At 41.6% G+C, this 25,145-nt stretch carries 24 protein-coding genes; 10 read left to right on the top strand and 14 right to left on the bottom strand.

The features are described 5' to 3' along the window. Positions 1–31 precede the first annotated feature (31 nt). Positions 32–385, top strand: coding sequence for a hypothetical protein (locus tag B4B27_RS06175; protein WP_290724740.1), 354 nt, complete (start codon positions 32–34; stop codon positions 383–385). Between the two features lie 9 nt (positions 386–394). Here the strand turns inward: B4B27_RS06175 and B4B27_RS06170 are convergent, their stop codons facing one another. Continuing rightward, positions 395–886 (bottom strand): hypothetical protein, encoded by a 492-nt coding sequence (locus tag B4B27_RS06170; RefSeq protein ID WP_290724738.1) that lies wholly within the window; start codon positions 884–886, stop codon positions 395–397. Between the two features lie 231 nt (positions 887–1,117). On the opposite strand from B4B27_RS06170, the gene B4B27_RS06165 reads away from it, so the two are divergent. Both B4B27_RS06165 and B4B27_RS06160 read left to right on the top strand, forming a co-directional pair. Further along, positions 1,118–1,663, top strand: a complete 546-nt coding sequence (locus B4B27_RS06165; protein ID WP_290724735.1) for a glutathione peroxidase — start codon at positions 1,118–1,120, stop codon at positions 1,661–1,663. A gap of 8 nt (positions 1,664–1,671) precedes the next feature. Beyond that, positions 1,672–2,103: a MarR family winged helix-turn-helix transcriptional regulator gene (locus B4B27_RS06160; protein WP_290724732.1), complete on the top strand. Its 432-nt coding sequence runs from the start codon at positions 1,672–1,674 to the stop codon at positions 2,101–2,103. Here B4B27_RS06160 and B4B27_RS06155 read toward each other — a convergent pair whose 3' ends face one another. The 4 genes from B4B27_RS06155 to B4B27_RS06140 all read right to left on the bottom strand — a co-directional run bounded on the left by B4B27_RS06155 (position 2,104) and on the right by B4B27_RS06140 (position 4,543). Further along, positions 2,104–2,262, bottom strand: coding sequence for a hypothetical protein (locus tag B4B27_RS06155; protein ID WP_290724729.1), 159 nt, complete (start codon positions 2,260–2,262; stop codon positions 2,104–2,106). Positions 2,263–2,293: 31 nt separating this feature from the next. Beyond that, positions 2,294–3,283 (bottom strand): ORF6N domain-containing protein, encoded by a 990-nt coding sequence (locus B4B27_RS06150; RefSeq protein ID WP_290724726.1) that lies wholly within the window; start codon positions 3,281–3,283, stop codon positions 2,294–2,296. 583 nt (positions 3,284–3,866) lie between these two features. After that, positions 3,867–4,262 (bottom strand): GNAT family N-acetyltransferase, encoded by a 396-nt coding sequence (locus tag B4B27_RS06145; protein WP_173354244.1) that lies wholly within the window; start codon positions 4,260–4,262, stop codon positions 3,867–3,869. Positions 4,263–4,348: 86 nt separating this feature from the next. Then, positions 4,349–4,543, bottom strand: a complete 195-nt coding sequence (locus B4B27_RS06140) for a hypothetical protein (protein ID WP_073058087.1) — start codon at positions 4,541–4,543, stop codon at positions 4,349–4,351. 239 nt (positions 4,544–4,782) lie between these two features. Between B4B27_RS06140 and B4B27_RS06135 the strand changes: the two genes are divergently transcribed. The 4 genes from B4B27_RS06135 (at position 4,783) to B4B27_RS06120 (ending at position 8,426) form a co-directional block, all read left to right on the top strand. Continuing rightward, positions 4,783–5,103 carry a hypothetical protein gene (locus B4B27_RS06135; RefSeq protein WP_290724714.1) on the top strand — a complete coding sequence of 107 codons (321 nt, stop codon included), beginning with the start codon at positions 4,783–4,785 and terminating at the stop codon, positions 5,101–5,103. Between the two features lie 330 nt (positions 5,104–5,433). Continuing rightward, positions 5,434–5,697, top strand: coding sequence for a hypothetical protein (locus B4B27_RS06130; RefSeq protein WP_290724711.1), 264 nt, complete (start codon positions 5,434–5,436; stop codon positions 5,695–5,697). Between the two features lie 272 nt (positions 5,698–5,969). Next, entirely contained in the window at positions 5,970–7,217 is a 1,248-nt protein-coding gene (locus B4B27_RS06125; protein WP_290724709.1) for a phospholipase D family protein, read from the top strand. 165 nt (positions 7,218–7,382) lie between these two features. Continuing rightward, positions 7,383–8,426 carry a hypothetical protein gene (locus tag B4B27_RS06120; protein WP_290724707.1) on the top strand — a complete coding sequence of 348 codons (1,044 nt, stop codon included), beginning with the start codon at positions 7,383–7,385 and terminating at the stop codon, positions 8,424–8,426. Positions 8,427–8,670: 244 nt separating this feature from the next. Here the strand turns inward: B4B27_RS06120 and B4B27_RS06115 are convergent, their stop codons facing one another. The 7 genes from B4B27_RS06115 to B4B27_RS06085 are packed head-to-tail and all read right to left on the bottom strand — an operon-like array spanning position 8,671 to position 18,768. Beyond that, positions 8,671–9,606 (bottom strand): PD-(D/E)XK motif protein, encoded by a 936-nt coding sequence (locus tag B4B27_RS06115; RefSeq protein ID WP_290724703.1) that lies wholly within the window; start codon positions 9,604–9,606, stop codon positions 8,671–8,673. 3 nt (positions 9,607–9,609) lie between these two features. Beyond that, positions 9,610–10,950, bottom strand: a complete 1,341-nt coding sequence (locus tag B4B27_RS06110) for a DNA cytosine methyltransferase (protein WP_290724700.1) — start codon at positions 10,948–10,950, stop codon at positions 9,610–9,612. Beyond that, a complete protein-coding gene (locus tag B4B27_RS06105) occupies positions 10,938–11,636 on the bottom strand; it encodes a hypothetical protein (RefSeq protein ID WP_290724697.1) in 699 nt (232 codons plus the stop codon). The genes B4B27_RS06110 and B4B27_RS06105 overlap by 13 nt, the downstream gene beginning before the upstream one ends. Next, positions 11,630–12,571, bottom strand: a complete 942-nt coding sequence (locus B4B27_RS06100) for a hypothetical protein (protein ID WP_290724694.1) — start codon at positions 12,569–12,571, stop codon at positions 11,630–11,632. The genes B4B27_RS06105 and B4B27_RS06100 overlap by 7 nt, the downstream gene beginning before the upstream one ends. Continuing rightward, positions 12,572–14,635 (bottom strand): hypothetical protein, encoded by a 2,064-nt coding sequence (locus B4B27_RS06095; RefSeq protein ID WP_290724692.1) that lies wholly within the window; start codon positions 14,633–14,635, stop codon positions 12,572–12,574. Beyond that, complete coding sequence (locus B4B27_RS06090; RefSeq protein ID WP_290724689.1) at positions 14,625–17,465, bottom strand: Z1 domain-containing protein; 2,841 nt, start codon at positions 17,463–17,465, stop codon at positions 14,625–14,627. The genes B4B27_RS06095 and B4B27_RS06090 overlap by 11 nt, the downstream gene beginning before the upstream one ends. 7 nt (positions 17,466–17,472) lie before the next feature. Further along, positions 17,473–18,768: a DNA cytosine methyltransferase gene (locus tag B4B27_RS06085; protein ID WP_290724686.1), complete on the bottom strand. Its 1,296-nt coding sequence runs from the start codon at positions 18,766–18,768 to the stop codon at positions 17,473–17,475. 273 nt (positions 18,769–19,041) lie between these two features. Here B4B27_RS06085 and B4B27_RS06080 point away from each other — a divergent pair, with 273 nt between their 5' ends. The 3 genes from B4B27_RS06080 to B4B27_RS06070 all read left to right on the top strand — a co-directional run bounded on the left by B4B27_RS06080 (position 19,042) and on the right by B4B27_RS06070 (position 23,502). Then, complete coding sequence (locus B4B27_RS06080; protein WP_290724683.1) at positions 19,042–20,301, top strand: McrB family protein; 1,260 nt, start codon at positions 19,042–19,044, stop codon at positions 20,299–20,301. 3 nt (positions 20,302–20,304) lie between these two features. Further along, on the top strand, positions 20,305–21,411 hold the full coding sequence (locus B4B27_RS06075; protein ID WP_163415409.1) for a Fic family protein: 1,107 nt from the start codon (positions 20,305–20,307) through the stop codon (positions 21,409–21,411). A 156-nt stretch (positions 21,412–21,567) separates the two neighbouring features. After that, positions 21,568–23,502 (top strand): LlaJI family restriction endonuclease, encoded by a 1,935-nt coding sequence (locus tag B4B27_RS06070; RefSeq protein ID WP_290724680.1) that lies wholly within the window; start codon positions 21,568–21,570, stop codon positions 23,500–23,502. Here the strand turns inward: B4B27_RS06070 and B4B27_RS06065 are convergent. Further along, the gene (locus B4B27_RS06065; RefSeq protein ID WP_290724678.1) at positions 23,491–24,270 is read right to left on the bottom strand and encodes a hypothetical protein; all 780 of its coding nucleotides are present in this window, start codon (positions 24,268–24,270) and stop codon (positions 23,491–23,493) included. The two genes, B4B27_RS06070 and B4B27_RS06065, sit on opposite strands and share 12 nt — an antisense overlap. Beyond that, on the bottom strand, positions 24,264–25,145 hold an 882-nt coding region (locus B4B27_RS06060; protein WP_290724676.1), incomplete at its 5' end, for a hypothetical protein. The genes B4B27_RS06060 and B4B27_RS06065, both read right to left, overlap by 7 nt.

The following is a 25,145-nucleotide window of genomic DNA, read 5'->3' as shown; positions in this document are numbered from 1 at the left end:
ACATGAGTAAATTGAACCAAGGAGTTTTTCTATGAAGACCAGCAGCTTTATTTCCGGACTCGCCCTCGGTGCCGTCGCCGCCATCGCCATCAACAAGAAGTTCTTCGGGTGCAAGTGCGCCGAAGGTGCCGATTGTGACAGCTCCGCCGTGAAGGACGCCGAGGAGACGGCCGAAAAGCTCCGCAGCTCCACCGACAGCCTGCTCGCCCAGCTGAGCAAGAGCAACGAGGAGAAGCACGAATCCGAAGCCAAGGTGAAGGAACTCGAGGACAAGCTCTCAAACAAAGAGACCGAGATCGAGAACCTGAAGAACATCATCGACGCGAACAACGCGCAGACCAAGAAACTCGAGGACGAACTCGAGCAGGTGAAGGCAGCGAAGTAATCCTGTCGCCTATTCCCCGGAACCCGGGCTCAAAGGCGACGTATCCCATGAGGCGTTAGGGCCTTCTCTCCAGGCCTTCTCCCTGGCGGCGTTCACGCGTTCCTTGATTTCCTGGTCGATTCTTACGACCGCTTGCGCCCCGCTGAAAAAGCCCTCGGGGCACTTTTTTTCTTTTTCGTCGTCATCCTTGTCCCGGAACATCTGCTCGATGAAAGAAGGTTCGTGCCAGTAGCCGTATTTCTCCGACCCCAGGATGACTCCGTCGCGTGACGCTTCGATGGACATCTTGCAGCGTCCATACGTGCTGCGGTAGACTGTGCACTCGCTCGTGTTCTCGCATTTCAGCACTCCGTTGACATAGAAGTCGTATTCGTCATCGTCGTCGGCCACGATGGTGACAGGTTGGATATTGACAGTCGAAAAAAAGACGGACGCGCAGCCGGTATGGAGCAGCGCACAGAATGCCAAAAGCGCGAGTATGGAAAGTTTAGCGGGTCTCATGATATTGAATATAGATTAAGCGGGGCCCGGCAGTACACCCGTTTGTATATAAAATAATGCGTTCCGTCGGAAAAATGCGAAAATCACCCCTCCATGGCAAAAAAGACGGTCTAAAGCTTATTTTTTGCTTAAACCTATTGACTTTTGAGAATGAATTTTATAAAATTGAATTGTATACAATCAAATACGACGAAACACCGTCAGCAACACCCACAAAAACGGAGGCTCATTATGGCAACCATCTATGATTTCACCCTCACCGACGGCAAGGGAAACCAGGTCCCGCTCGCAAACTTCAAGGGCAAGGTGATGCTCATCGTGAACACGGCGACCGGCTGCGGCTTCACCCCGCACTACAAGCCCATCGAGCAGATGTATTCCGATTTTCACGACAAGGGCTTCGAAGTCATCGACATTCCCTGCAACCAGTTCAAGGGCCAGACCCCCGGCACCGACGAAGAAATCCACGAATTCTGCACGCTCAACTACGGCACCGAATTCCCGCAGATGAAAAAGTCCGACGTGAACGGCCCCGACGAACTGCCGCTCTACACCTACCTGAAATCGCAGAAGGGTTTTGAAGGATTCGGCTTTGGCGTGAAGGCCGCCGCCATGGCGCTTTTGCTCAAGAGCATCGACAAGGATTATAAGAATAATCCCGACATCAAGTGGAACTTCACCAAGTTCGTCGTGGACCGCGAAGGCAACGTGGTCGCGCGCTTCGAACCCACCGCCGACATGGACGACGTGCGCGCCTGTGTAGAAAAGTTGCTCTAGGAGCTACCGTGAACTGCCCCCAGCTAAAACTCGAAAACCAGCTGTGCTTCCCGCTGTATGCCGCGTCCAAGGAGATCACGCGCCGCTACGCTCCGTACCTGGAACCGCTCGACCTCACGTACACGCAGTATATAGTGATGCTCGTGCTGTGGGAAGAAAAGAAGTGCAACGTCTCGGAACTCGGCAAAAAGCTGTTTCTCGATTCCGGGACGCTCACCCCGCTTTTAAAAAAGCTCGAAGCCAAGGGCTACATCCAGCGCACCCGCGAACAGAGCGACGAGCGCTGCCTCTCGGTAAGCCTCACCGCCGAAGGCGAATCGCTCAAGCGCAAGGCCGCGAGCATCCCCAAGTCCATGGCCAGCTGCGTGAACCTCTCCGATGCCGAAGCAAAGACGCTTTACACCCTGCTGTACAAGGTTTTGGAAGGGTTTGGGGGGTGATCATTTTTTTCGGGCTGCTCTTGCCGCCTTTATTTCGGCCTCGATTTCCTCTTCGCTCATCCCGGCGGTTCCGTTTTTGTGAGCCTCGTCGTTGAGCGCGTACAGGGCTTGCATCAGCCGACTGTTGTCTTGCGTGGTGGCAGAAGGAATTTTGCTCATATTGCTTACCTCATTTTTTGTTTAGATGGATTTAAGGCGTCATAAATCTCTCAAATATCGCTTTGTATCCAGCGACGTCCTCTAGTCGGACAATCGTCGTGATCTTGTTGCCGGCATCCTTGCTTGACGCCCCGCAGTGGAACAGCTTTTCGTCCGGAGTTCCGCAATCTAGGTAGATGTATCGGTCGTGGAAAATATTGCCAGCCGGTTTTACATCCTCTAGCACTACATCTGGACGGGTAGCCTTAAAGTCATCTCGCATACTATCTGTTAAACGCGTTTGACCGTATTGGTCGCTGACAATCGTGATGGTAACGCCCTTCGCGACGCAGCGCAGCAAATCAAGCGTTTTGACATCCATATAGTTGTCCACGATTATCACTGACTTCCTCGCCATGCCGTAAATTTGCGTGTAGGCGATATCCGCCTCCAATTTCTGGCCATTTAGAATTAAGAAATGCTTGTGCGTACTCGGGTCAATGAAATTCGTCATGACCTTCTGGAGATCTGTTTTCATAGCGGAGACATCTTGACGGATTTCGGCAATTTCTTTTGTATTCTGAATCGTATGGGCGGCAACCTGGGCAATGCCGTCTGATTCGAGCAGAGGCCTATTTTCGTGGATGATGTAGTCCTTCATCTTCTTAAAAAGCCGAATGAGCGCCATACTCTGTTGTATCGCCAAATCACCCTTCAACACGGTCATGAGCATGTAAATGCCTTGTTCAGTAAAGGCAAATGGCCGTTTTCTGGTTCCACCCCAACTTGATGTGCAATTTTTGCACATCAAGTTTTGCATTTCATCTTCTGTCAACTGGAATCGAAAGTCTTCTGCAAATCGCTCAATGTTATTTTTTACTTGACGGTTAAAGAACCTTGTTTCATACCCATAAATCTCTGCTAAATCGGCATCTAGCATGACCTTTACCCCGCGGATGGTGTAAATCCGCGATTTGAGCAGGTTTTCATCTATCAGGGATACTCCCGGCTTGATTTGCGCTACAGCCACTTCTTTTTTCATCAAAAAACTCCTTTTTTAGCAAGATTTTCGTTCAAAATCCCCGTTTGTGACTTTGAAGCCAACTTGAAATCACATTTTGTGATTTCAAGATTATCGTATTTCTATAAGGGATGCTCTTGCGGTGCTGTTGGCGGGGGCTTTCTCCCCTAAAGGGGACCATGGCCCACTAAGTGCTAAAGCACTAAGTGGTTGCAGGCCTGGCGTTACCTGGCGCGGCTTTCGCCACACACTCGAGCAGGCTGTTTCTCCTGCCAGCTATCCAACAACATCAACAAGAAGGTTGATGAACCCCACCGCGGATGCATGTACGGGCCGCAAGGCCTATGCCGACTGTCGCAGGGATTGTCGTAATCTCAGGTTGGGTGCGCAGGAATGAATCTGCACACCCGTTCACTAAATATACATCCTCGCGCGGCCCCTGTCAAGAGATTTCTTGAAAATTAATTGTGGCGAATTCGCCATAATCACCATGTCATTTTCTGTCGCGAACATTATCTATCTAATGTCGTGAATCCCGTAACATTAAAATCGGGATTGAAGAAAAACGTGTTCGTGCCCACTGTCACCAGTGGTGTCAAAATCTCTACGACACGAAGTCGATCAAGTCCAGATACATCATCCTGGTGTTCAACGACTGGCTTGAATCAACACGGAAGGCTTCTTTCTCGAGATTTTCGTCCGAATACAAAAAACGGAAACCGTTCTTTTGGTAAAAATTTATCGTTTCGGGCCTGTTGTAGGCATCGACAACCATAAAGCGACAACCAGTTTTGTTATCCGGGTGGATAAACCAGGAAATCAGGTAATCAATGACCTGACTCCCCAAGTGCAAGCCGCTGCGTTGGAACTGGCCGTTAACTCCCAATCGTCCAATCAGGAGCGCAGGATACGTACGCGTATGCTTTGCATTGGGCACCTTGCGTTCTAGGCGGTTCCGCGAAGACTTGGGAATCATTGTCGATTTGATGCTGTCATGCATCGTTCCGAAAGAAATCGTCTAGATCCTCATCGCCGCAGCAGAAAGAGGACAGGTCGGTATTCTTGTCGATGGGGTAAAGAGTGCAATTAGATGCTAAACGGATTCTTTCCATTATGGGCCTCTCTGTAAGAACGTGCGCGGGCGGCCATCTCGTCGATTTGGGCGAAGGAAACTTTGAGCCCGAGACGACGCGGATTCTTTTCGTGTTCTTCGGCAGCACGAACGAACGACTCTGCCGTAGAGCCTGTAAGAACCGGGATATTTCTTATTTCAAGAGCCATAATACCCCCATAATCTACATTTATTTGCAGGTTCGGTCAACATCATCTATACCTCCGTCGGCACCAACAAGCACAAAATGGCACCGCATAGTACTTTCTATACATTTGTGCACTATAAAATATAAATTCGCATTTGAAATTTGTCAACCCCCTCCCCGAGCAAAATCGCAAAAAAATCGCAGCCCTCGAAAAGACATTTTCTGTCACAAACATTATCTATCTTTCGGGGCGGAGGCACTATGGAAAACGACACGTTCGGCGGCGCGATACTCGCATGGGTCAAGAGCGCGAAGGCGTTCCTGAAAGTCCAGGCGGGCACCGGCGACAACCTGCTCGAAGAAGACATTCGGGAAGGGTTCACCGACTATTGCCTATGGTCCACGTTCCGGCCGGAATGCATCGACACCGACGGCGAGCTTGACATGGAATGCCTGGACAGCGGCATGGCCCTGTTCAGGGAAAACTGCACCCCCGGAGAGGCGCTGGAATCGAGCTACCGGCAAGCCTTCGGCACCGCCTTCGACAAGGACGACTGCATCGTCATCCTGAGCGAAACGTAGTGGAGTCGAAGGATCCAGTTGGGGGAAGCCTCCCCCTGCCTGCAGCCGCTTTGTCCGCGGGTTCCGCAGACTGTCATCCCCGCGACTTTCTCTCGTCATCCCCGCGCAGGCGGGCGGACAGCACTTAGCACTTTTATACGATACTTGGCAACTTGTTGCCATAGTAGAGTTATCCTCTTTGGGGAAGTGCTTAGTGCGCATGGCCACCAAGGTGGGGATCTCCTTTCCAATCCGCGTCCAAACCGTCTTCCGGACACCCCCTCGCCTAGTGGCTCCGCCCCTAAAACCCCGAAATGCTAAAAAAAGAGGCCTAGCGAAAAGAAATTTTGTATGTTAAGAAGAAGCCTCGAAAAAAAAACATTCATTTCTATTGCAATTTTTGGAAAAAAAATTGATTTGCAAATTATTACTTATTTAGATAGAGACGCTATTAACATAAGGGGCTTAATATGGCGAGACACATATTTACTTTCCAAGGTGGCGGAGACCTCACGACAATGGGAGCGTGTTGGTTTGTTTCCTACTGCTACTACAAAAGAATTAAACCGAGCCACTTTAATTGGCAAAAAACATCAACCTATAAAAATCGCATAAGCGTTTTCATCAAGACTCGAAACTTGCACAAATACTATTTAGAGCGTGTTTTAGAAATGGATATAACAAATCTGAGCAAAAATCAGATAGATTTAAGTGGAATCCAGATTAAAGTGATGGCCAAGGAAATCTTAAATAATTGGAAAGATTAAATTATACCTCATATATGCGCCCAGCCTTTAGGCTGGGCGTTTTTTTTTGTCACTATTGATAACAAAAAAAACTCAATTATGATATGGACTATTGCATATAAAATAAGTTATATTAGATGTATGAAGCTCATATCAGAATCTAAAGAATTGAAGTTCCTGTTCCAAGATAACCTCAAATGGTGCGATAGTTTGTACTTCGCAACGGCATGGGCAAGCCCGATAAAGGGCTTGTTTGAGAAATTGCTTGAAGAAAGAAAAAAAATAAAGTTAGGTGTCGTTGGCATTCATTTTTATCAAACACATCCTGATTTTATCAAAGAGTTTATTGATGATAAAAAGGTGAAATTCATCATGCAAACATCGGGAACATTTCACCCCAAAATTTATTTGTTTCAAAGAGATGAGGAATGGCGATTGATTGTTGGAAGCGCGAATCTTACGAATGCTGCGTTTTCTGAAAATAGTGAAGTATGTATTTATATAGAGAATAAAGACGATGACAATGATGATATGATTGGGTACAATGCGTTGGATATATTGTGCAAATACAAAAATCAAGCAGAGTCATTTGACAGGAAAAAGTTTGAAAGTTATAAGGCAACATGGGCTCACCAACAGAAACGCATCCGCAGCCTTTCGAGCGAATACGGCCGTAAAGATAATGGCTCCACAAAAAATGCTTCTCGTCCTACATTCTTACGTGACTTGTCATGGGAGGATTTTTTCGCAAATGTCCTAAATGAAAACAAAAAAGAAAAGGGTCGTTTCGAAAAAAGAGTACAACTTTTGAAAAAGGTGAAGGAATTGTTCCAGCAGAAAGAGGCGAACGGACGTTTCAAACGGTTTTCAGATTACCCCCTTGAGGATCGCAAGCTGATTGCAGGTTTGGATGTTGACTTGAAGGGCGAAAACGGCAAAATACTGGAATGGGGCCTTTTCGGAAGCATGGATGGCGCAAGAAAGTTTTATTGGTACGTTGTTAATGAGAGTGAAAAAATATCCGATGCACTTGAATGTATTCCTAGAGAGGGGGCTGTAGAACGTGAACAATATAACGAGTTTGTTAAGAGATTTAGAAAACTCGAAAGAGTGAAATTGTCTACGGCGACAAGATTGCTTGCGATGAAACGACCGGATTATTTTATTTGTGTGGATAAGGAAAATAGTGAAGGTTTGTCTGATTTTTTAGGCATTTCTAACATAATAAATCAGAAAAAAGAAAAAATTTTCGATGTGTATTGGGACGATGTTATAAGTCGCATTCGAGATTTTATTTGGTGGAACGAGAAAAAACCTAGTGATAAGACGGAACGCTTTGTTTGGGAGAACCGAGCTGCATTCTTCGACAGTCTTTTTTATAAAAAATAAAAATTTATCTAGTGAGGTTTCTATATGACATCAATAAATAAACGACGCTCTCTTGCAGGCTCCTATTGCCCAAGTTTTTTTAATATCAAAGTCAATTCGTGTAAAGATATATATTCTGCGTCGTTATTGACTGATAATGTATTATTTCACGAATATATTCATTTTATGCAGGATATAACAACTACGGCAGGATATGAAAGGTTATTTAATCTGTTGGCAAAAATTGATTATCTTTGTCGAGAATTGCATGGAAAAAGTGAAGTTCTCATTCCCTATGAAATAAAAAATGAGGAATGGGGACCAAATGAAGAAATAGAGAAGATAATGGATTGCCATGATGATTATAACTGGAAAGAATACAAAATATTAGAAATAATAGAGGATAAAAAAAGAGGAGTTGTTTTGAAGCTTGAAACTCCTGATGGTATTCGTGAAACGTTATTTGGTGCGTATCAAATAGAAGAAATTATGGCTGAATGTTGTGAATCGACACATCCTTTATATTCCCCATGCGATGAATATCCTTATTCACTATGGGAAAAATTTAACGAATATTTTGGCTATAAATTGACAAAATATGATTATGCACGTTTGTCTTTTGTTTCGTTAAACAATACATTCCCTGGAATAGATTTTTATACGATGCTTAAATTTGTACCAAAAATAGAGATAAATTTGATGATGAGAATGGTGTATGAGAGCAAGATGAAAATAAAGGATTATTTTAGAACTGAAACGTTGAAGAAAATGTCATGGCTATATGGGTGTAATTTTCCAGGAATAGTCAAGTGGTACAGTACTTGTACAAAGCAAAATGAAAAATATGACGAATATGATAAGTTTATTGCTTTATTAGACAATATGTTGTCCCCTGCATCAGAGTTTAACTCGTTTGTTGAAAATAATGGGCTGCCCGTGGTTCGTGATGGAAAAAATAATTTCGGGTATGGCGTCAAATTTGATGGTGATGGGGATATGTATGGTTTGATTGCTTTACAGTCAGCCGTAGACGTACTTTTTGACAAAAGCGCTTTTGATTGTCCTTTCCGTAAGTTTTGCGAAAAATTTGAGGACGAAACTAAGGAAGAAAGAATGACTCTCGACTGTCTTGGGACTCCATGGAATTATCAAAAAGATGAAAAAACTTGCATTATGTCGAGAATGTGGAAATCACTCGGCTTCCCACCAAATGTGACTAGGAAAAACTAACAAAATACCTAGTTTATCGCTAAAATAATAAACTCATCGAGTTTTTTTGCAGTCCAATTTGGCATATACTTGTTAAGTATGGCGGCAAAGTTTTTGTTGTGGCAGCAGATTTTTAAATGAGCTAGTTCGAGAATTTTGCGCGCCTTCAACTCTCTTGAAATCGACGGAATTGATTAGAGTTGTTTAAGGGGGGGGCTCCTATATTCCGGTCAGGCGGTTTCCGCCATTCCGGAATGTCATTTTTTCAATACAACGAGTTGTCTTCGTCTTTTCGTAAAGACACTACACTGTAATTTGTCACGGTATCTAAATTTATTGTATATGAAAACTGTACAATGGCTGTTGGCATTTGTTTATTGACAAAAGAGTCAAGTGTTATTTTCGGGAAATCTTTGTCAACATTATATTCCCTAATTTCAAGGACCCTGTATTTTTTCTTTCTGTCGTTTGTCCCCTCTTCAAAACCTAGATGTTCTAACTCTGTTTCTATCTTATTATTATCATAGCCATTTTGTACTAACAAATCTTTGACATCATCGATGGAATAACCCGTTGGAGAATCTTCCATTCGACAAAAGAAAAGGTGTAAAGGCTTTGTCTGTTGTAATTGGAATTGCCCTGCGATTGTTATCAATGAACCATAACGAACAATTGTTGATTTTACTTCAAAAGACTCGTTCGGGTTCTCAATATCTTTACTTCCTGCTTTGGCGGCTGTCCATTCAATAGATTTGTCTTTTTTAAATAAATGATTTAAAATAAGCATCTCCGCAATGACACTATAAACTTGGTGGTCTACAACTGCATTTCCCATTAGAGAACGCCACTGTTCCCACCATTCCGTTGGATTTGCCAATATTCTATTACGTTCAATACCGTTTTCTCCAGGATCAACAAATTGCGCACAAACAGAAGCGAATTCGTATCGTAATTTTTCTTGTGAACACGTTAAAATAAGATATTGATGTGTCGTTCCTGTAGATGATCGTTGTTCAGATCGGATTTTACAGTTGGAAAATTTCTCGCAAATAATTGGGCCTTCGTATTCAATAGCAACACCAAAGTCCTTCCCGGTTCTTATTATCCATGCGGGAAAATCTGCAGGAAGACTGCTTAGTTTTCTCTTTGCTCCTGCTTTTACTGCAGCAAAGCACTCTCTTATTTCATCCAACAGTGTCATAATTTACCTTTGGAATGCGTTTGAAATACATTTTGCAATGTTATAAGCTAATAGTGGAGGTACAGCATTGCCGATTTGTTTAAAAGCATCGCTCATAGCACAATTAAAATAAAAATCGTCTGGAAACGATTGCAAACGTGCTGCTTCTCTAACGGATATTCCTCGGGGTTCCCAAGGATGAATATGGCTATAGGAATCTTTTGATAAGTGGGCAACTAATGTTGGCGAAGGCTTGTTTGGATCTAGTCGGAACCACTTGTTTTCAAAAGACTCAGTTGTATAGGGGGGGACCATCTTATTATGTAACTGTTCATATGAAGCAGAATTTTTTTCATAGCCGAACATTGCAGCTTCTTTTTTAAAGCGTTCTTCTGCAATGGCGCTTGCTTTCGTATAGTTCGCGCCGGGTTCCATTTTGTCAAAAATTTCGTAATCTCTTGTATTTTTCCTAAAAGCATTTGCAGAAACGGCTTCAGTTTCTTGATTATACCAATTTCGCATTAATTGTTGAAAATTGTTTTGTGCCGGACATTTGTATGGAAGGTCAATATTTAGCGGTTGTAATTTATATTGTGATTTGGGTGTAGGAAATAATGCGGGCAGATCATCAAGGGCTTCTTTAACGCTCACCCAAGCAGGTTGATTGTCGTCGGGTCTAATCGGTTCTTTGAAATGTAGACCGTCATCTGTGTCTGTAAATTTTTTTGGATATAGGGCGTATTTTTTCGTAGTTGGCTTGTTTGTAGGGATTGGCAATTCGATATTTCTATTTTCGTCTTTTTTTATTGCTATTATGAAAACGCGTTCTCTTTTTTGAGGAACTCCATAATTTGCGGCGTTTAAGATAGTCCAATATGCATTATAGCCTCTTTTTTCTAATGTCGTACAAACAATTTCAGGTATGTTTTTATCGCCGTAATTGGTTGATTCGGGAACATTCTCCATGACAACGGCTTTTGCATTCAAGTCAAAGACAAATCGCAGAAAATCTTGATACAAATAACCTCGAGCATCATTGGTATTGATACGATCCTCTCCAAGAGATTTCAATTTACCTCGACCAGCTAATGAATATGCCTGACAAGGAGGGCCTCCGATAACAATACAGCCTTCGTCACCAAATTTATCCTTAAATAATTTTCCATCCATTTGCGTTATATCGCCACATATATGTGTTTCATCTCGTCCATAACGCCAGCAGAGATTGCTTGTTATTGTATTGCATGCTTCCGGCATAAGTTCTATACCTGCAGCAATCTCAAATCCGGCTTTTTGAAAGCCTAAAGCAAGGCCACCACAACCCGAAAACAAGTCGATGATTTTGGGGAGTTTTATACTGGGCATCCGGCTTCTGCAAATAGAGATTTTACGTATTCCTGTTCGCCTCCCAAATAAAGCGCCGGATCAATAACTAAGGTTCGAGCTGTATTTAGCTTCATTACAATTCTAAAAAGATCATCATGTTTTTGGGTTGAATTATTAAATTGGTTCAATTTTTCTTGTGGGATATTGCTATAAAAATACATTATATATCGATACACTTCAATAAATGTACCTCGTCGCCCAGATCGCTCAACCAAATTCAAAATAGAGTCAGTAGAAAAATTAGGTGAAGTCAAAACATCTTTAGTGTCTTCAATCGAGCCACGCCATGAAAGATGTACATACCACCAAATAGATCTTAGCCAAATACGAACATTTTTCTTCCAAAAGTGATCGTCATTTTCATCACCCCAACGTTTTGCAACTATATGGGGGACTACTTTTACAGATAAATATCTCCAAAAATCATCGTTTGCAGCGATTCTTAATGAGAAAAAATCTAGTTCACTGAAATACTTATATAATTCTAGACCTAGAGCGGTGTCTGCTTTGTAATTATTTTCGCAAGTAGTATTTTCATACAATTTCTCAATTTTACCACGGATTACTTCATAATCATGATCTACTTTGGGAAGTCCTTTCCCGGATTCCCGCCATTCCTTCATTGCAGAGGCGGCTTGTTGCTTTGTTAAATATTGAATTAACATGACAATTCCTTTTCAAAAAATTTTCGAATGGACAATGAAGTGTTTTCAATGGTTTGCAGGTTCCAATCTAATGCGTTCGAAAAATACGCAATTGCCTCTGAAACGCTGCCGGGGCCCAAATGGTTCTCATTAATTGTATCATTCCAATAATCTTCATTCTGTTTTAATTTGGTTATTATAATGAGTAACGCTTGAGAGAAAATTTCTTGCACCATTTGCGGATTATATTTCGCGGATTTACGATCAATAAAAGTATAGCTTTTGTGTTTTTCATTTAAATAGATTGCAACAGATTCGGAAAATAAATCTGAAGTAGGATCCTCCCAATCGCATTTTACCCACCACAACGGCTGATTTGGCTCTTGTGTTATAATAACTGGAAATGATGAGCCGTTGCCATCTAAAAGCAGATTTTCATTATCTAATTCGCCTAAAATGAGCCCAGAGGTGTTAGCTAGGTGTTTTTCATCCTTATTAGGAGACCCTTTTGTTTTAATATATAGAACGGTTTGTAAGTTGACGCAACCTCTTAATTGAGCCTTTTCAAACGTGTGGTTTATTGTGATTCTTGTGGAAGAGTCTGTTGATTTTATCTCCCCATCAGCGGTGATTACTCCTCTCTGTTTTGATTCGGGAGATGTCCAAATAATAGCAATACCAAGAACGGAGTTTTTGCAAGCAATTCCGTTCTCGCCGAATAAAAAATGGTGAAATTTGATGGAGTATGTCCTTGAAAAGCCAAAGTTGTATGCGTCAACATTCCAAGGGCCGTTTTCTTCAAACAAGCTAAACGTTTTTGAATCGTCAGAATCATTACGTTTTAGTTCACGTCTTTCACCATCTTGATAAAAAAAATCATATGGAGCTTCATGAAATTGTATTTTTTGTTTTAGCTCTTCTGATAATGTTGGGAATAATGCGAGATCTTTGGACATTTATTGCTCCTTTCCCAGCAAAAATGTTGGTTTCTTATTTCGTTCTAAATCTAAAAACTTGATTTTAATTTTGACTGATGCTTTGAATGACGACGGGTTGTCAAAATGCAGGTTTATGACATCGCTATATCCCTTGGGCGTTTGTCGCACTTCTAGAGAACAAGAATCTATAGAGTCAATTTTTTTATTTTTTGAAACACTAAGATTATTTTCTGAAGAAAAGCCTTTTGATTTGGAGAAGAATAAAGAAACTTCTTCTATTTCGAAAGGCATTTTTAGGCCCATTCCATTTTCCCATTCTTCGGCTTTGATAGCCCCACTTTCAGATTCTATAGCCAATGCAAGCATAGCATTTGTTAAATGCGCGTTTGACGACCAATCTGCATGGATTTCCATAAAAGAGTCTGCGTATTTTGTTTTTGTAAAATCAATAGAAAAGCATAAATTGCTATTAGTTGACGTCTTTTCTTTTCCGTTATTTCTTTTATTGTCAGGATTGGGCTTTTTCCCAAATCCAGATTTAGGAAGAATTAGATCGCCTAATATTCTCGAAAATGTGGAATCTTTTGTAGATCCTATTTCTTTTTCGTCTCTTTTAAGAGCATTTGATAATTTTTTGCTAACGCCATTTTTTATTTTTGAAACGATCCTTTGGTTTGAGTGATCGTTCCATGAAGAATGGTCTGCATGCTCACTTTTACGAATATATTCTTCCAAGGAAATGCCGTTACAATCCTTTAATGCGTTATCTGAATTCAGAATGAATAATGCGATAAGGAATCGTTCTTCTTCTGTTGACGGAACGCCGTCTAACCAAGCGCCTGCATTTTTATATGCCACAATCATTCCTGGTTTTCTTGTGAAAGCAAGCAATGGCTTATTTGTGATTTCATTATGAATCTCAAGATTACAATATGTTTGCGGATTCTGTTTGTTATCTGGATTACACATTTTCAAATCTTGTTGCGATACCGTTTTGAAAACAACTCGCCCAGCAACAGATCCTTTTGACAGGACTGTACGAATCAATATATCTTCACAATGACATTCACTGCAATCTTTTTGCTTGGGATCAATGCCAATATTATAGAGCTCTTGAAATATTGAAAAAATCGGATCGAAATCGTCTTTCTTTATTCTTTTGCCGTTGATGGCTACATTTAGATATGTCCCATTGTATAAAGAATTATTTAAACGTGGAGCATACCATCGCTGTACCGCTATTTTTAAGTATTCTTCAATACTATCGTACCAAGGAGCAGGATAGTATTCCTCAACAAAATCATCTTCATCCCGTACATTTGGCCGGTTATTCTCAAGAAGTTTTCGCTCGTTGATATAAGGAATAATGACAATTGTTCCTGTAGACTCATCTTGATATGGACTAATTCCAAAATATGACAAAATGGTTTTGATTTCTTCTTCGTTTGTCAGAGGGCACGTAGAATTCGTACCTCGAGCTTGCCCCCACCAAGCGATACCTCTTTTTATTTTAGACCCCTCTAGCAATGGGATAACGGAATTATCTTGCCGTTCATCTTCCACAAAAGCCACTGCTAATCTAGACTCATATTTGCCATTTTCATTTTTTATTCGGCTATAATAAAAAACAAGTCCGATGCCAACTCGGAAATATATGGTTTTTCCTAGGCCCCATGAACCGCCCGCACCTTCTTGTGTCTGGGGTTTGCTTATTTCATAAATCAACTTTATCAAATTGCCATAATTTTGATTATCATCAACATCATCTATATGTAAGGGCCCCGTCAAACCAACGGTATTTGAATCACAGATGGCAATATAACTGTATGAATCGTTGGGGTATTGTTCGTCTAACTTTCTTGATACGCCCTCAAGTAAATTATTCACTTTAGATGGAGTAAATTGTCCCAACAAAAAACCGACTTTTACGCAATCTATATTTGGCACAGCAGCATCAAGACTGTTTTGGATAGATTCTCTAACCAAAAGATCCAAAATAGGAGTATGCTTGTTTTGAATAGAATCAAATAACGAACTACCTGTTAGTGTCATTCGCCCATGTTCGGCAATTTCAATTTGCATAATCATCTCCTAGACTAGTTCTATATTTACTCATATCTATAGAAATTCTCGCTACGTTATTGGCTCCAGGCTCACCAATGGTTTCGGGAATATTTAAACATATACCAACAATGTTGCAGGGGGCCTCAAGGTCTAATCGTGTTGGGTGGTCTGCCGTTTTGGAAGATGGGCGAGTTTTAGAATCCTTGTCAATCACATAAATCAGCAATTGGGGGATTTGGTCCATTTTCGCTTTTCGTCTAATTTCTTTGGCGAATTTTGATTTGAAATTTCTTATTCCTTCTTTTACCTCGTCGCTTTGTCCCTCGAGATCAACATCTTTTACAATGTCAGATGGATCTCTTAGAACACCGATGTCAATAATACCGTCTTCTTTAAAACGTATTTTTTTTGTACGGATGACAGGAAGTAGAGGGCCTACGGGTGAATTCCAAGTATTTGATGGTAATTCATTTTTATATGCTTTTCCGACTAAAATGATATTCCATTTTTTTAGTTTTTCTTTTTTTGTTAACTTGTCAATCCATTTGCGCAAAGCTTCAATGTCATTAAAAATTTCTTGTCGCTTTTGAAAATTGTAATTTTCCAAATAATCGCTGATTAAGGAAAAATCAACATCACGCCAAATATAAGAGCCGTCTGCATGAGTGTTGATTTCCTTTCTAGTTTCAGGAGCTTTTAAAGACGATATAAATTCTGCCGTTACTTCAAGGTTTTTTTCAAGAATATCTTTGTTATTGTCGAAGAGGTAGGTTTGACTGTAGGAACCACTAAAATCCATCTCTGCGGCAGTAGCTTCTTGCATTTTGTTTTTTGCAGTAATTCTTAAAAAGCTTAATTTGGGCGAGTTTTTTACTTTCGGCCCATATTCAGAAGGCCGAATTCCTCGAATTTCCATATCTTTTATTTCATCTCTTAGCTCTTGGTCTAAAACAGACAGAAATTCAAATTGTTTTTTCGCATTGTTAGTAAGCCAAATTCTTGGAATTAACTCATAATCTCTCCGATAGCCAAACCACCGACCCATTTGCATCAAGGAATCTGCTTGTTTGGACGAACGCAGGAAAAAAGTACTAATGAGCCCCTCAATAGTTAATCCACGCGATAGTGTTGCTCCGCCAACTACAATAAATGCAGGTGCTGGAGACGGCATTTTCTCTTTAGGAGGATATGCTAATCTCACAAACATTGTTGAATCATTATCGTCTTTGATGAAACTATTTTTGCAGTTGTCTATGCAGAGATGAATTCCTTTATGATATTTAAGTTCTTCACTTTCATTATCTAACGGAATATTTGTCAGTTCATGGCTTAGAAGAATTTCGATCTCTTTACGAACTTCTTCAAATTTTGGATAATTTTTTATGGTTGACAGTAAACCGTAATCGGGATATTGAACTTTGAAATCATTCAAAGTGAATTTTTTTGTTTCTTCATGCCAAATATTTTCGCATTTTTTTAGAATAATATCTTTATCTTGTTCAAACCAAAATTTGATGGCTTCTGCGATTGTCTCGTGATGCTCTGTTTTTTGGCTTGTATGGACGAGCATGCTTATAGGTTTTTTATGTTTCCAAACCCTTAAACAAGCGACGCCACATATAAACCAACATAGCGAATCCTCAAATTCTTTAGGAAGACCGTGTAGCAATGATCCTTCATAAACATCTTGAATAGCGCGAACCCCTTTTTCACTAATTATTCGGACAATGTCCAGTCCATCTTTTTCATATTCGTAATTGGATAACCCGAATATTTGTTGTGGCCCAAAATATTCATTTGAAACCTTAAGAGTCGATATAAAATTTCTGGGATAAAGAGATTCAAGTGCGGCTTCATTTAATATATTCGCATAAGGCGTTGCAGTGTATCCAACGTAATTCATCGCTTGGTATTTGGATTTTGCTTCTTTGGATGTTTCTGTTTTCCCGTTTACTAAATTGCAAATCAACTTATTTATTCTTCGTCGTTCTTCTTCAGAGATATCAGCCGTATTAATTCCTGCTTGATCTGCTTCATCGTCAATTACCAGAATTTTCATCTGTTTTTGCTTGTTTACATCGTATTGCAGCCATTGAATCAATTTCATTAAACGGGATGAATTTTTCAAGCAAACGGTAAAATAGCGGTCCCGATCGCCATTGCCAAAATGCAGATGCTGCGGCTGTTGCCCAATTTCTGTTCTTTTTGACAAATGCTGCAAAGCTCGCCAATTCAAATTCCCTTTTTCATTTAGATCGCCAAAAAGACGGTCTTGAGTTTGCAAGCGCAAGTTTTCAATTGTGCCTGATAAAATTATGAAAAAATTCCAACCCCAATCTGCAGCCATCGCCATTAATGCAGCCATGTTCGCAGTTTTTCCCGATTGGACATTTCCGACAACAAGCCCTCTTACTGGGCCACTTTGTGTTGTATCGCGACTTAACCTTTTTAATATTTTTATAGTAGCCTTTTCTATTTCTTTTATTGATTCCTCTGTAAAGCCATTTTTTTTCAACTTCTTTTTATAAAGTATCCATGAAGAATAAGGGTCACTCGGAACTGTACAATCGTTGTTTCGATCTTCATTGTAAATTATGGCTTGAGTTCCGGTCAAATCAAGTTCTTCTTCTTTTTCTTCTTCCTCTTTCTGCAAAGAGACAATATTTCTCCAATCTTCGATACTTACTTCCCAAAAATCATCCTCCGTTTTATGACGAAGAAATACAATCAACTCTTCTTCACTGGATTTATTCGCCAAGAAGATTTTTTCCCATGAGAAACCCTTTTCGCGGGCATTTCTTATCCATTTTCTGCAATCGTCATATTTGGGAAGAGCGTAATCTTTCATAAGTCACTCACATATTGTTTGCAAAATTTAAAAGTTGTTTTTTTATTTCGTTAGCGATATTTTCAGCTAATAAAACAGGAACTGCGTTTCCAATTTGTTTGTATGCAGCGCTCATACATCCTTCAAAAAAATAGTCATCAGGAAAGGACTGTATACGGGCTGCTTCACGAATGGTGATTGAACGCACGGTTTCCAATGTTGGGTTCGGTGTTGGATGAATAAAATAGTGTCCGTCAACAGAAAGGTGGGCAACAACCGTATGCGAGCAACTAAAAGGATCGACCACTTTAAAGCGGTCTAAAAAGCATTTTTTGTTTTGATGCGTTTGAAATTTTTCGGGTAACTTTGAATAGTCTAAGCGAGTTCTTTTAGTAAGCCACAAATTTACTGCTTTTTTATAAATGTGTCGATCGTTATCATTGACGGATCTTGTTTTGTGCTGAGTTGTAAAATCTGAAGTGCGAATGCCAAAAGCTTTTAGATAAGAATTGTCTGTTAAATTTTTTGTATACTGAATAGGTTTAGTTAACGAGCCTTCCCCAGCTAATCTAGAAGGAAGATCCGAGAAAAGATCTTTGCCTATCTTATATTTTTCCAAAATTTTTGTAAGAATGGGATATTTAAAATCAGTTTTACGGCCTTCGATTTTTTGCTTCCATCCAACAATAATGATTCTTTCACGATTTTGCAGAACTCCATAATCAGATGCGTTGTGAAGTTTTAAGTCAACTCTATAACCGCATGATCTTATTAGCGCGAGCAAGCGATCTAAAGGTTTTTCCCCATTTACGGTTGCAGAATATAGTCCTTTTACGTTTTCAAAAACGAACATTTTGGGTTTGTAGCGTCGTAAGAAACTCACGTAATAGCGATATAATTCGTTTCGAGGATCCTTTTCAACATCTTTTCCCATTCTTGCTCGTCCGGCTAGAGAGTATGCTTGGCAGGGAGGGCCTCCGATAATAACATCTACCTTATTAGAGTCAACAAGTGCATCAACCTTTTTAAAAATTTTTTTTATTGTCTTGCTGCCGATAGCCTCTTGAATAACTGTGTCAATGACGGACTTTGGCACTTTTTCCCATAGCCAAGTACCATCGTCTTTTTCTTTTTTGGTCTCGAGATATTCTTTATATAAATTAAGTTTATTGTTTGATTTTAACCAGTGATAAGCAGCTCTTGTTTTTAGTGTGTTACATGCATTCTTGTCCATTTCAATATGAGCAAGAGGAGTAAAACCCGCTCTTATAAAGCCTTCGGAAAGGCCTCCGGCGCCAGCAAATAAATCAATAAATGTCAACATATGTTTCTTATTTGGGGTATCTTTGAAAATCTGTTCTTTAGAAAAAATTTAGATAATATGACTAAATAAATAAAAAAAAGCCCGTTATTTGGGTGAGATTTACTTTCAAAAAAGAGGCCTTTGTTAAACGTCTTATGACAAGGGATGACGTACCGAAGGGTGGCCTGCAGTGCTAGTCCTAGCTATATTTGCGCTGGAAAATAAAGGTCTTTTAAACATAAAATACATTATGAAAGGTATATTTTCTTAAGGAAAAGCCATTTAGAGGTCAAAATGTCTAAGATTACAGGTGAAATCATAACACAGGCGATCGCGTCACGCTCTTATAAGCAACCTGCGTCTTCTCAGAAAGATGCTCGCGATTTACAAATATCTGTTGATGGAATGTCATTCGGCCTCACAACGGGGAATAATACTGGAGGTGTTTCCCAAAATCTATATTTCGATGCAGATGCATCCAAGGTTCTTCTTTCCTTTTTAAAGGATTTGTTAAAAGAATCAAAGAAATTTGATCAAGAAATCGACACTCCAATTCAATCGATTTTCTTTGGTGCTCCTGGCACCGGTAAGTCTTTCAAGATTGATGACCCCGAAAAAGGCTATGGCTTAAAAGATGTTGATGAATCCTGTAAGTTCCGCACCACGTTTCACCCGGATTACGATTACGCTCAATTTGTAGGCGCTTACAAGCCCAAGAAAGAGGGCGAAAAAATCACCTATTCCTTTGTTCCGCAGGTTTTCGCAAAGGCTTACGCTGCGGCTTGGAAGCTGTATTTAGAAGCTAAGGGAGATTCCCGTGATTCTATCGGGGCTTCGCCCCTCCAGAATGACAGCGGGAAAGATATTCAAGTCTATCTCGTTATCGAAGAAATCAACCGCGGGAACTGCGCCCAGATCTTCGGAGATATTTTCCAATTGCTTGATCGCATTAGCGATGGCCTTGACAAAGGTTTCTCGCAATATTCTATAGATGCAGATTGCGATTTTGCAACATGGCTCAAAGAAAATTCCGTCCTGAAAACCGTTTGGAGCGACTACGAAACTAAAGTTGGCGATGGCAAACTCAGGCTCCCGCCGAACCTGAACATTCTCGCTACCATGAACACCAGCGACCAGTCGCTATTCCCCATGGACAGTGCGTTCAAGCGCCGCTTTGACTGGGAGTATGTGCCGATCAGTTTTGAAGGCAAGGATGCCGCCAATTATCAAATCGACATCGACGGTTCTCAGTATTCTTGGCAAAATTTTGTCGAAGCCGTCAATGATAAGATTCTGGACCTCACCGAATCCGAAGACAAGCAACTCGGCGAATTCTTTATCAAGCCCGATAGCGGCAATGTCATTTCTAAGGAACGCTTCCTCGGCAAGGTGATGTTCTACCTTTGGAACGAGGTCTGCAAAGACGAACACAAGAACGGCTCATTCTTCCGTGCAAAAATCAATGACAAGGAAGATTTCTTTACTTTCCAGGACCTTTACAAGAAAAAGGACCTTTTAAAGCTGTTTATGGACGAGTTGTTAAAGAAGGAGTAGGCGATGTCAGATTATAAGATTCCATCCTTGCCTTTACCTTTTAAGTTTGAATCCGTTGCGATATACAAGCAACTTTCTGCAGCGTCAAGAGCGTTGGCCGAATTAAAGGGAGTCGCGCAAACAATTCCTAACGAGAACATTCTGCTGAACACATTGGTTTTGCAAGAGGCTAAAGATAGTTCCGAAGTAGAGAATATCGTAACGACGCAGGATGAAGTCTATCAGGCTGATTTAGACATTCAGGAAACGCTTTCCAAGCCTGCGCAGAAAGAAGTCTTGCGCTATCGAGAGGCTATGCATAAAGGGTTTGGCCTTGTCAGGTCTAACCATTTGCTTACGAATGCAGTAATCAAGCAAATTCAACAGGTGCTGGAACAGAACAAGGCCGGCTTTCGAGCCGTTCCTGGCACGGCATTGAAGAATGGACATGGCGAAACAATCTATACTCCGCCTCAGTCAAAAGATGAAATTGAACGATTGATGTCCAATTTGGAAAAGTTCATTAACGACCCTGAAGTTTCTGATCTTGACCCGTTGATCAAATTGCCAATTATTCACCACCAGTTTGAAAGCGTCCACCCATTCTATGATGGCAATGGTAGAACAGGCAGAATAATAAATATCCTGTACTTAGTTACGAACGGCCTTTTGGACCTTCCTATTCTTTATCTGAGTCGTTATATCAACCATAATAAGGCGCGTTATTATTCCCTGATACAAGAAATTAGGGAAAAGGCTCCCGATAATGAAAAAGAATGGGAGTCGTGGATTATTTTCCTTTTGAAGGGCGTGGAGGAAACCGCAAACGAAAACGTAATCCTGGTTGGGAAGATTAGAGAACTGATGCAGGAGTACAAGCAAAAGATTCGGTCGGCCTTTGGTGCAAAGTATAACCATGAACTGCTGAACAACTTGTTCAAACACCCTTATACGAAGATTGAGTATATTGTCCGTGATCTCGAGGTCTATCGCCTTACTGCGGCAAAATACCTTGATGAGTTGGTAAAAATGGGGTTGTTGAATAAAGAAAAAGTTGGAAATAGCAATTATTATATCAATCAACGTTTAATAGACTTGTTTATAAATCAGCCAAATGTAGAGGATAAATAACCCGAAAAGGAAAAAGTATGCTAGATAGTCTATGTCTAAAAAATCGCAAAAATTAGACATACTTGGCAATCTATGTCTAAAAAATCGCAAAAAATAGACACGTTAGGCGATTTATGTCTAAAAAATCGAAAAAAATAGCCATTTCTGCTGAAAAAGATGATTTTCCTGTTCGAACAGTTTGCCTATAGCGAAAAATTTCTGCAAAGTGTCCTTCCGTTAGAAAAGAAGGGCGGTAATTGGGACTTGCCGAAGGGTTTTGTTACAAAAAGCAAGTCCGGCGATTTCGTGCTGGATGGCGTAGGGTATCTTTATAACAAGTCCGCAAAAGGCTCCGCGAAGAACTCTGACGATAAAATCGTTTTTGTGCTGCCCAAGGTGTTCTTGGAAGAGGGCGGAAAGGCGTTTGGCAAAGATGTAAAAGGTGACGCCAATTTCGCTCTTGAAAATGCACCCAAGGACTTTTTAGCGAACCTTTCGATGTGGGTCTGCTCCTCGATTGCGCAATACCAGAAACTGCATCCGAATGACAGAGCTATAGAATCTCCGAACGTCCACCGTTTCGGTAGCGATGCCGCTGCCCCGACTCTCATCGACGTGATGAATGCGATGAAGCTGTTCTACGCCGAAAACAGGAATCTGTTTGTGTTCACTGCAAAGAACAAGCACAGCGGCAACAACCGCATCGACTGGCGCCGCACGGTGGCGCATACGCAGCCCTTTATGCAAGGTGCCGCGCCCATCTACATGGAGCTGGAAAACAAGAAGAAAGTTTTCGACCTGGACGATCGCCTGCTGGTGCTGTACTTTTCGGCGATGCACTACATCGAAGAGACTTTCGGCTTCAAGATGCCGCATTCCGAATTCTACGCCCCCATGCGCGTGAACGAATTCCGCCGCCTGTTGGGCCACCGCGGCCTCGTGGAACTGCGCCGCATAAAGCACAAGTATTTTGCCGACAAGTTCCTGAAACTCTACAACATCGTGAAGGCGTTCTTCGAGTGGGGTGGTAACTTCAGCGCGAACGATTACAGCAGCGAATACCTGCTCACGAGCAAGTACAACAACGTGTTTGAGGCGATGATCGACAAGCTGGTGGGGGATGAGTTGCCCCACGAGATGCAGTACTTAAAATCGCAGAGAGACAACAAGGAAGTCGACCACCTCTACAAGGACCGTCAACTCATTTTCGCTGACGAAGAACAGAAGATTTGGTTCATTGGCGATAGCAAATACTATAGCGATGGCAAAAAGATTGAGGGTTCTTCCATATACAAGCAGTTCACCTATGCGAAGAACATCATTCAGTATAACATTGACGAGCTGTTGGACAAGGGGAATGGTTTCAAAGGCTTGCGTTATCGCGATGAATTGACCGAGGGTTACAGCGTTACGCCGAACTTCTTTATCCGCGGGTATCTGCCGAATAGCGATGGCGATAAGGAATCGCCGCAGTTCCGTGAGCCCTATTTCAGAAATGACACATCGGAAGAATTGATAAGGAACGAAGAAGATTCTAATAGCTATCAGCTCATAGACGATGAGGGCAATCCAATCGGTTCCAATAAAGGACAGTCTCTTTGGGACCTGCGCAATCGTCATTTCGAGAACCGCCTCTTTGACCGTGACACGCTTTTATTGCAAGTGTACAATGTGAATTTCTTGTATGTGTTGAAGGCTTACACATCTAAGCGTTCTTCTTTGCGAGATGAATTCAAGCGCGATGCCCGAGAGAAGTTCCGCGAGAATTTCTTGACGCTATTGGATGAGAAATACTATTTCTGGGCTCTATTCACGAAACCGCAAACCATTGATAAAGTTAATGCCTTTGTCGAAAGTAACTTTAAGAAACTGGTTGGTCGTGTTTTCCGCCCCGATGAATCGTCAGAATATCTGATTCTCGCTCTAGAAAAGAGTTCTGTAGGTAATTCCGACAAGGACTATCTAGAAATTCGAAATGCAGTGACAGACGCTAATATCGAAGTGTTCTACGTAAAAGCGCAGGAACTTTGGGCTGACGAAAGCCTTGTTGAGCATCTCAGATACAATCCCGGATGGGGATCATTTGAACAGCAAACGGTTTTATTGCCTTAGATAGATATATCTTAACCGTTCTAGGTCTTGTTCCTTATTGAAGTTCGCACGGAATTCTTCCGGAGCCCAATCTCCAAAGATGCTTTCTGCTGGCAGATCCTCGTTTTTCATGGAATCAATAAATGCGGTTATGTCCTTGCGAATCCTGGCGTTGCAGGCAACCCTTGTATCTTCGCTTAAAAGGAGCAACAGTCGGAAAACGTCATACTTATGCTTAAGTAAATCGTTCTCGTCAATAGCCTTCCCTTTTTGGAAGTCTTTATTCAAGTTGAGCCAAGCATGCATTTTCAAGGGAATCAAGTGAGAAGCTTGTAGAGTCCATACTCCGTCAACTTGTTCTCGACCTTGCATTGCAAGATTGTAATACTCGTCCGAAAGCAGCATGGCAGAGAGTCCCGAGGGGTCCTTGTCCGTTTTAACGTAAGTGATGCGCCGATTTCCTTTCATGTCCAATGCGTTCTTAGAAAACAGCTCTACCATGGTGGGGTATCCGGTGGTTTTGGGCTCTATAAAACGATAGAGTCTTTTGGAACCGTTTTTGCGTTCTTCGCAACTGTATCCGCCATCGGCTATAAACTTCAAAAACTGATCTGCAAATTCATTGAAGCGTTCTGATTCGACGAGCAGGATCATGTCTATATCTTGCGTTGCGCGGAATCCCAAAGCTGCATTTTCCATTAGCACGGAACAAGCCGTGCCGCCGATTACGGTGTAGCAGTCGTTGAAAGATTGGAACCGTTCCTTGAACAGATTGAGTCCGTTTACCATTGTTCTTTCTCCAACATTTCCTTAATGCATGCTTGAACGCGTTCGTTGGGCGAGTCTTTTAAAGACATGTAGAGCGACACCGTGTCTATCCGGTTGTTTTGCATTAGCGGTTGCGGGTCGTATTTCCACACCTGCAATTGTACAAAATTGTTTTTGAAAAAGCCAAGATTTTCTTTAGGAAGGCTTTTCATATTTGCAAGAGAGTCATGTGTGCCACAGGCGGCAACTTCCGCTTTGGGTGGCGTTAGCATGGTGATTTGGGAAAGGGCGGTTTCTCCGGCTTTTGGATATTTTTCAAAAGCTTCGCATGGAAGAAGTATGATTTCTTTTTTGACGGGCGATATCAAATACGGGAGAGCCTTGTCGAATAGGGCCCTTCCTGTTGCAGAACAACAGATTTGTTGAGTATTTCTTTCTTTGGTTTCCTGTATGAGTCCGCGGTCCAAGAGTTCCTTACAGTAGCGTGAAACCGACATCGGGGTGAGTCCGTTTGCTCGGGCAGCTTTGCTTTTGGAAATTGGAGTTTCCTTGACCTTGTACAGCATGAACAGGAAAAAAGCCTGGGCCGAGGCGGTCAGTTTCGGGAGGATTTCTCCTTTTTTCAACGGCTTCTGTGATGCGGTGTATTTTCTCCTGCGGTAGGCGATTCCGAGGAATGGCAGGTAGAAAATAGAAGATGCCGTGACAAAGGGAACGCCTTCTTCGATTAGGTTCTTTCGCTGGAAATCGTTCAGGGTGTCGAAGGCGAATGCGACAGGCATTGCGGTTGTGATTTCCAACTGGTTGAGCGTATGTTTGAGAGAATCCCTGCGCAATTCGCTTTCGCCAATAAAGGAGACTAGCAGGAACTTTTGCCCCATAACTTCGGCTTCGTA

The organism is Fibrobacter sp. UBA2449 (genome assembly GCF_002342555.1).
GTDB lineage: Bacteria > Fibrobacterota > Fibrobacteria > Fibrobacterales > Fibrobacteraceae > Fibrobacter.
Note: the sequence above shows the minus strand (reverse complement) of the source record. Positions and strands in the feature narration are given on the sequence as shown.

Excerpts from the sequence above, each read along its gene's own strand:
- B4B27_RS06175 (WP_290724740.1), top strand. The coding sequence starts at position 32 with ATGAAGACCAGCAGCTTTATTTCCGGACTCGCCCTCGGTGCCGTCGCC.
- B4B27_RS06170 (WP_290724738.1), bottom strand. The coding sequence starts at position 886 with ATGAGACCCGCTAAACTTTCCATACTCGCGCTTTTGGCATTCTGTGCG.
- B4B27_RS06165 (WP_290724735.1), top strand. The coding sequence starts at position 1,118 with ATGGCAACCATCTATGATTTCACCCTCACCGACGGCAAGGGAAACCAG.
- B4B27_RS06155 (WP_290724729.1), bottom strand. The coding sequence starts at position 2,262 with ATGAGCAAAATTCCTTCTGCCACCACGCAAGACAACAGTCGGCTGATG.
- B4B27_RS06150 (WP_290724726.1), bottom strand. The coding sequence starts at position 3,283 with ATGAAAAAAGAAGTGGCTGTAGCGCAAATCAAGCCGGGAGTATCCCTG.
- B4B27_RS06145 (WP_173354244.1), bottom strand. The coding sequence starts at position 4,262 with ATGCATGACAGCATCAAATCGACAATGATTCCCAAGTCTTCGCGGAAC.
- B4B27_RS06140 (WP_073058087.1), bottom strand. The coding sequence starts at position 4,543 with ATGGCTCTTGAAATAAGAAATATCCCGGTTCTTACAGGCTCTACGGCA.
- B4B27_RS06135 (WP_290724714.1), top strand. The coding sequence starts at position 4,783 with ATGGAAAACGACACGTTCGGCGGCGCGATACTCGCATGGGTCAAGAGC.
- B4B27_RS06130 (WP_290724711.1), top strand. The coding sequence starts at position 5,434 with ATGTTAAGAAGAAGCCTCGAAAAAAAAACATTCATTTCTATTGCAATT.
- B4B27_RS06125 (WP_290724709.1), top strand. The coding sequence starts at position 5,970 with ATGAAGCTCATATCAGAATCTAAAGAATTGAAGTTCCTGTTCCAAGAT.
- B4B27_RS06120 (WP_290724707.1), top strand. The coding sequence starts at position 7,383 with ATGCAGGATATAACAACTACGGCAGGATATGAAAGGTTATTTAATCTG.
- B4B27_RS06115 (WP_290724703.1), bottom strand. The coding sequence starts at position 9,606 with ATGACACTGTTGGATGAAATAAGAGAGTGCTTTGCTGCAGTAAAAGCA.
- B4B27_RS06110 (WP_290724700.1), bottom strand. The coding sequence starts at position 10,950 with ATGCCCAGTATAAAACTCCCCAAAATCATCGACTTGTTTTCGGGTTGT.
- B4B27_RS06105 (WP_290724697.1), bottom strand. The coding sequence starts at position 11,636 with ATGTTAATTCAATATTTAACAAAGCAACAAGCCGCCTCTGCAATGAAG.
- B4B27_RS06100 (WP_290724694.1), bottom strand. The coding sequence starts at position 12,571 with ATGTCCAAAGATCTCGCATTATTCCCAACATTATCAGAAGAGCTAAAA.
- B4B27_RS06095 (WP_290724692.1), bottom strand. The coding sequence starts at position 14,635 with ATGCAAATTGAAATTGCCGAACATGGGCGAATGACACTAACAGGTAGT.
- B4B27_RS06090 (WP_290724689.1), bottom strand. The coding sequence starts at position 17,465 with ATGAAAGATTACGCTCTTCCCAAATATGACGATTGCAGAAAATGGATA.
- B4B27_RS06085 (WP_290724686.1), bottom strand. The coding sequence starts at position 18,768 with ATGTTGACATTTATTGATTTATTTGCTGGCGCCGGAGGCCTTTCCGAA.
- B4B27_RS06080 (WP_290724683.1), top strand. The coding sequence starts at position 19,042 with ATGTCTAAGATTACAGGTGAAATCATAACACAGGCGATCGCGTCACGC.
- B4B27_RS06075 (WP_163415409.1), top strand. The coding sequence starts at position 20,305 with ATGTCAGATTATAAGATTCCATCCTTGCCTTTACCTTTTAAGTTTGAA.
- B4B27_RS06070 (WP_290724680.1), top strand. The coding sequence starts at position 21,568 with ATGATTTTCCTGTTCGAACAGTTTGCCTATAGCGAAAAATTTCTGCAA.
- B4B27_RS06065 (WP_290724678.1), bottom strand. The coding sequence starts at position 24,270 with ATGGTAAACGGACTCAATCTGTTCAAGGAACGGTTCCAATCTTTCAAC.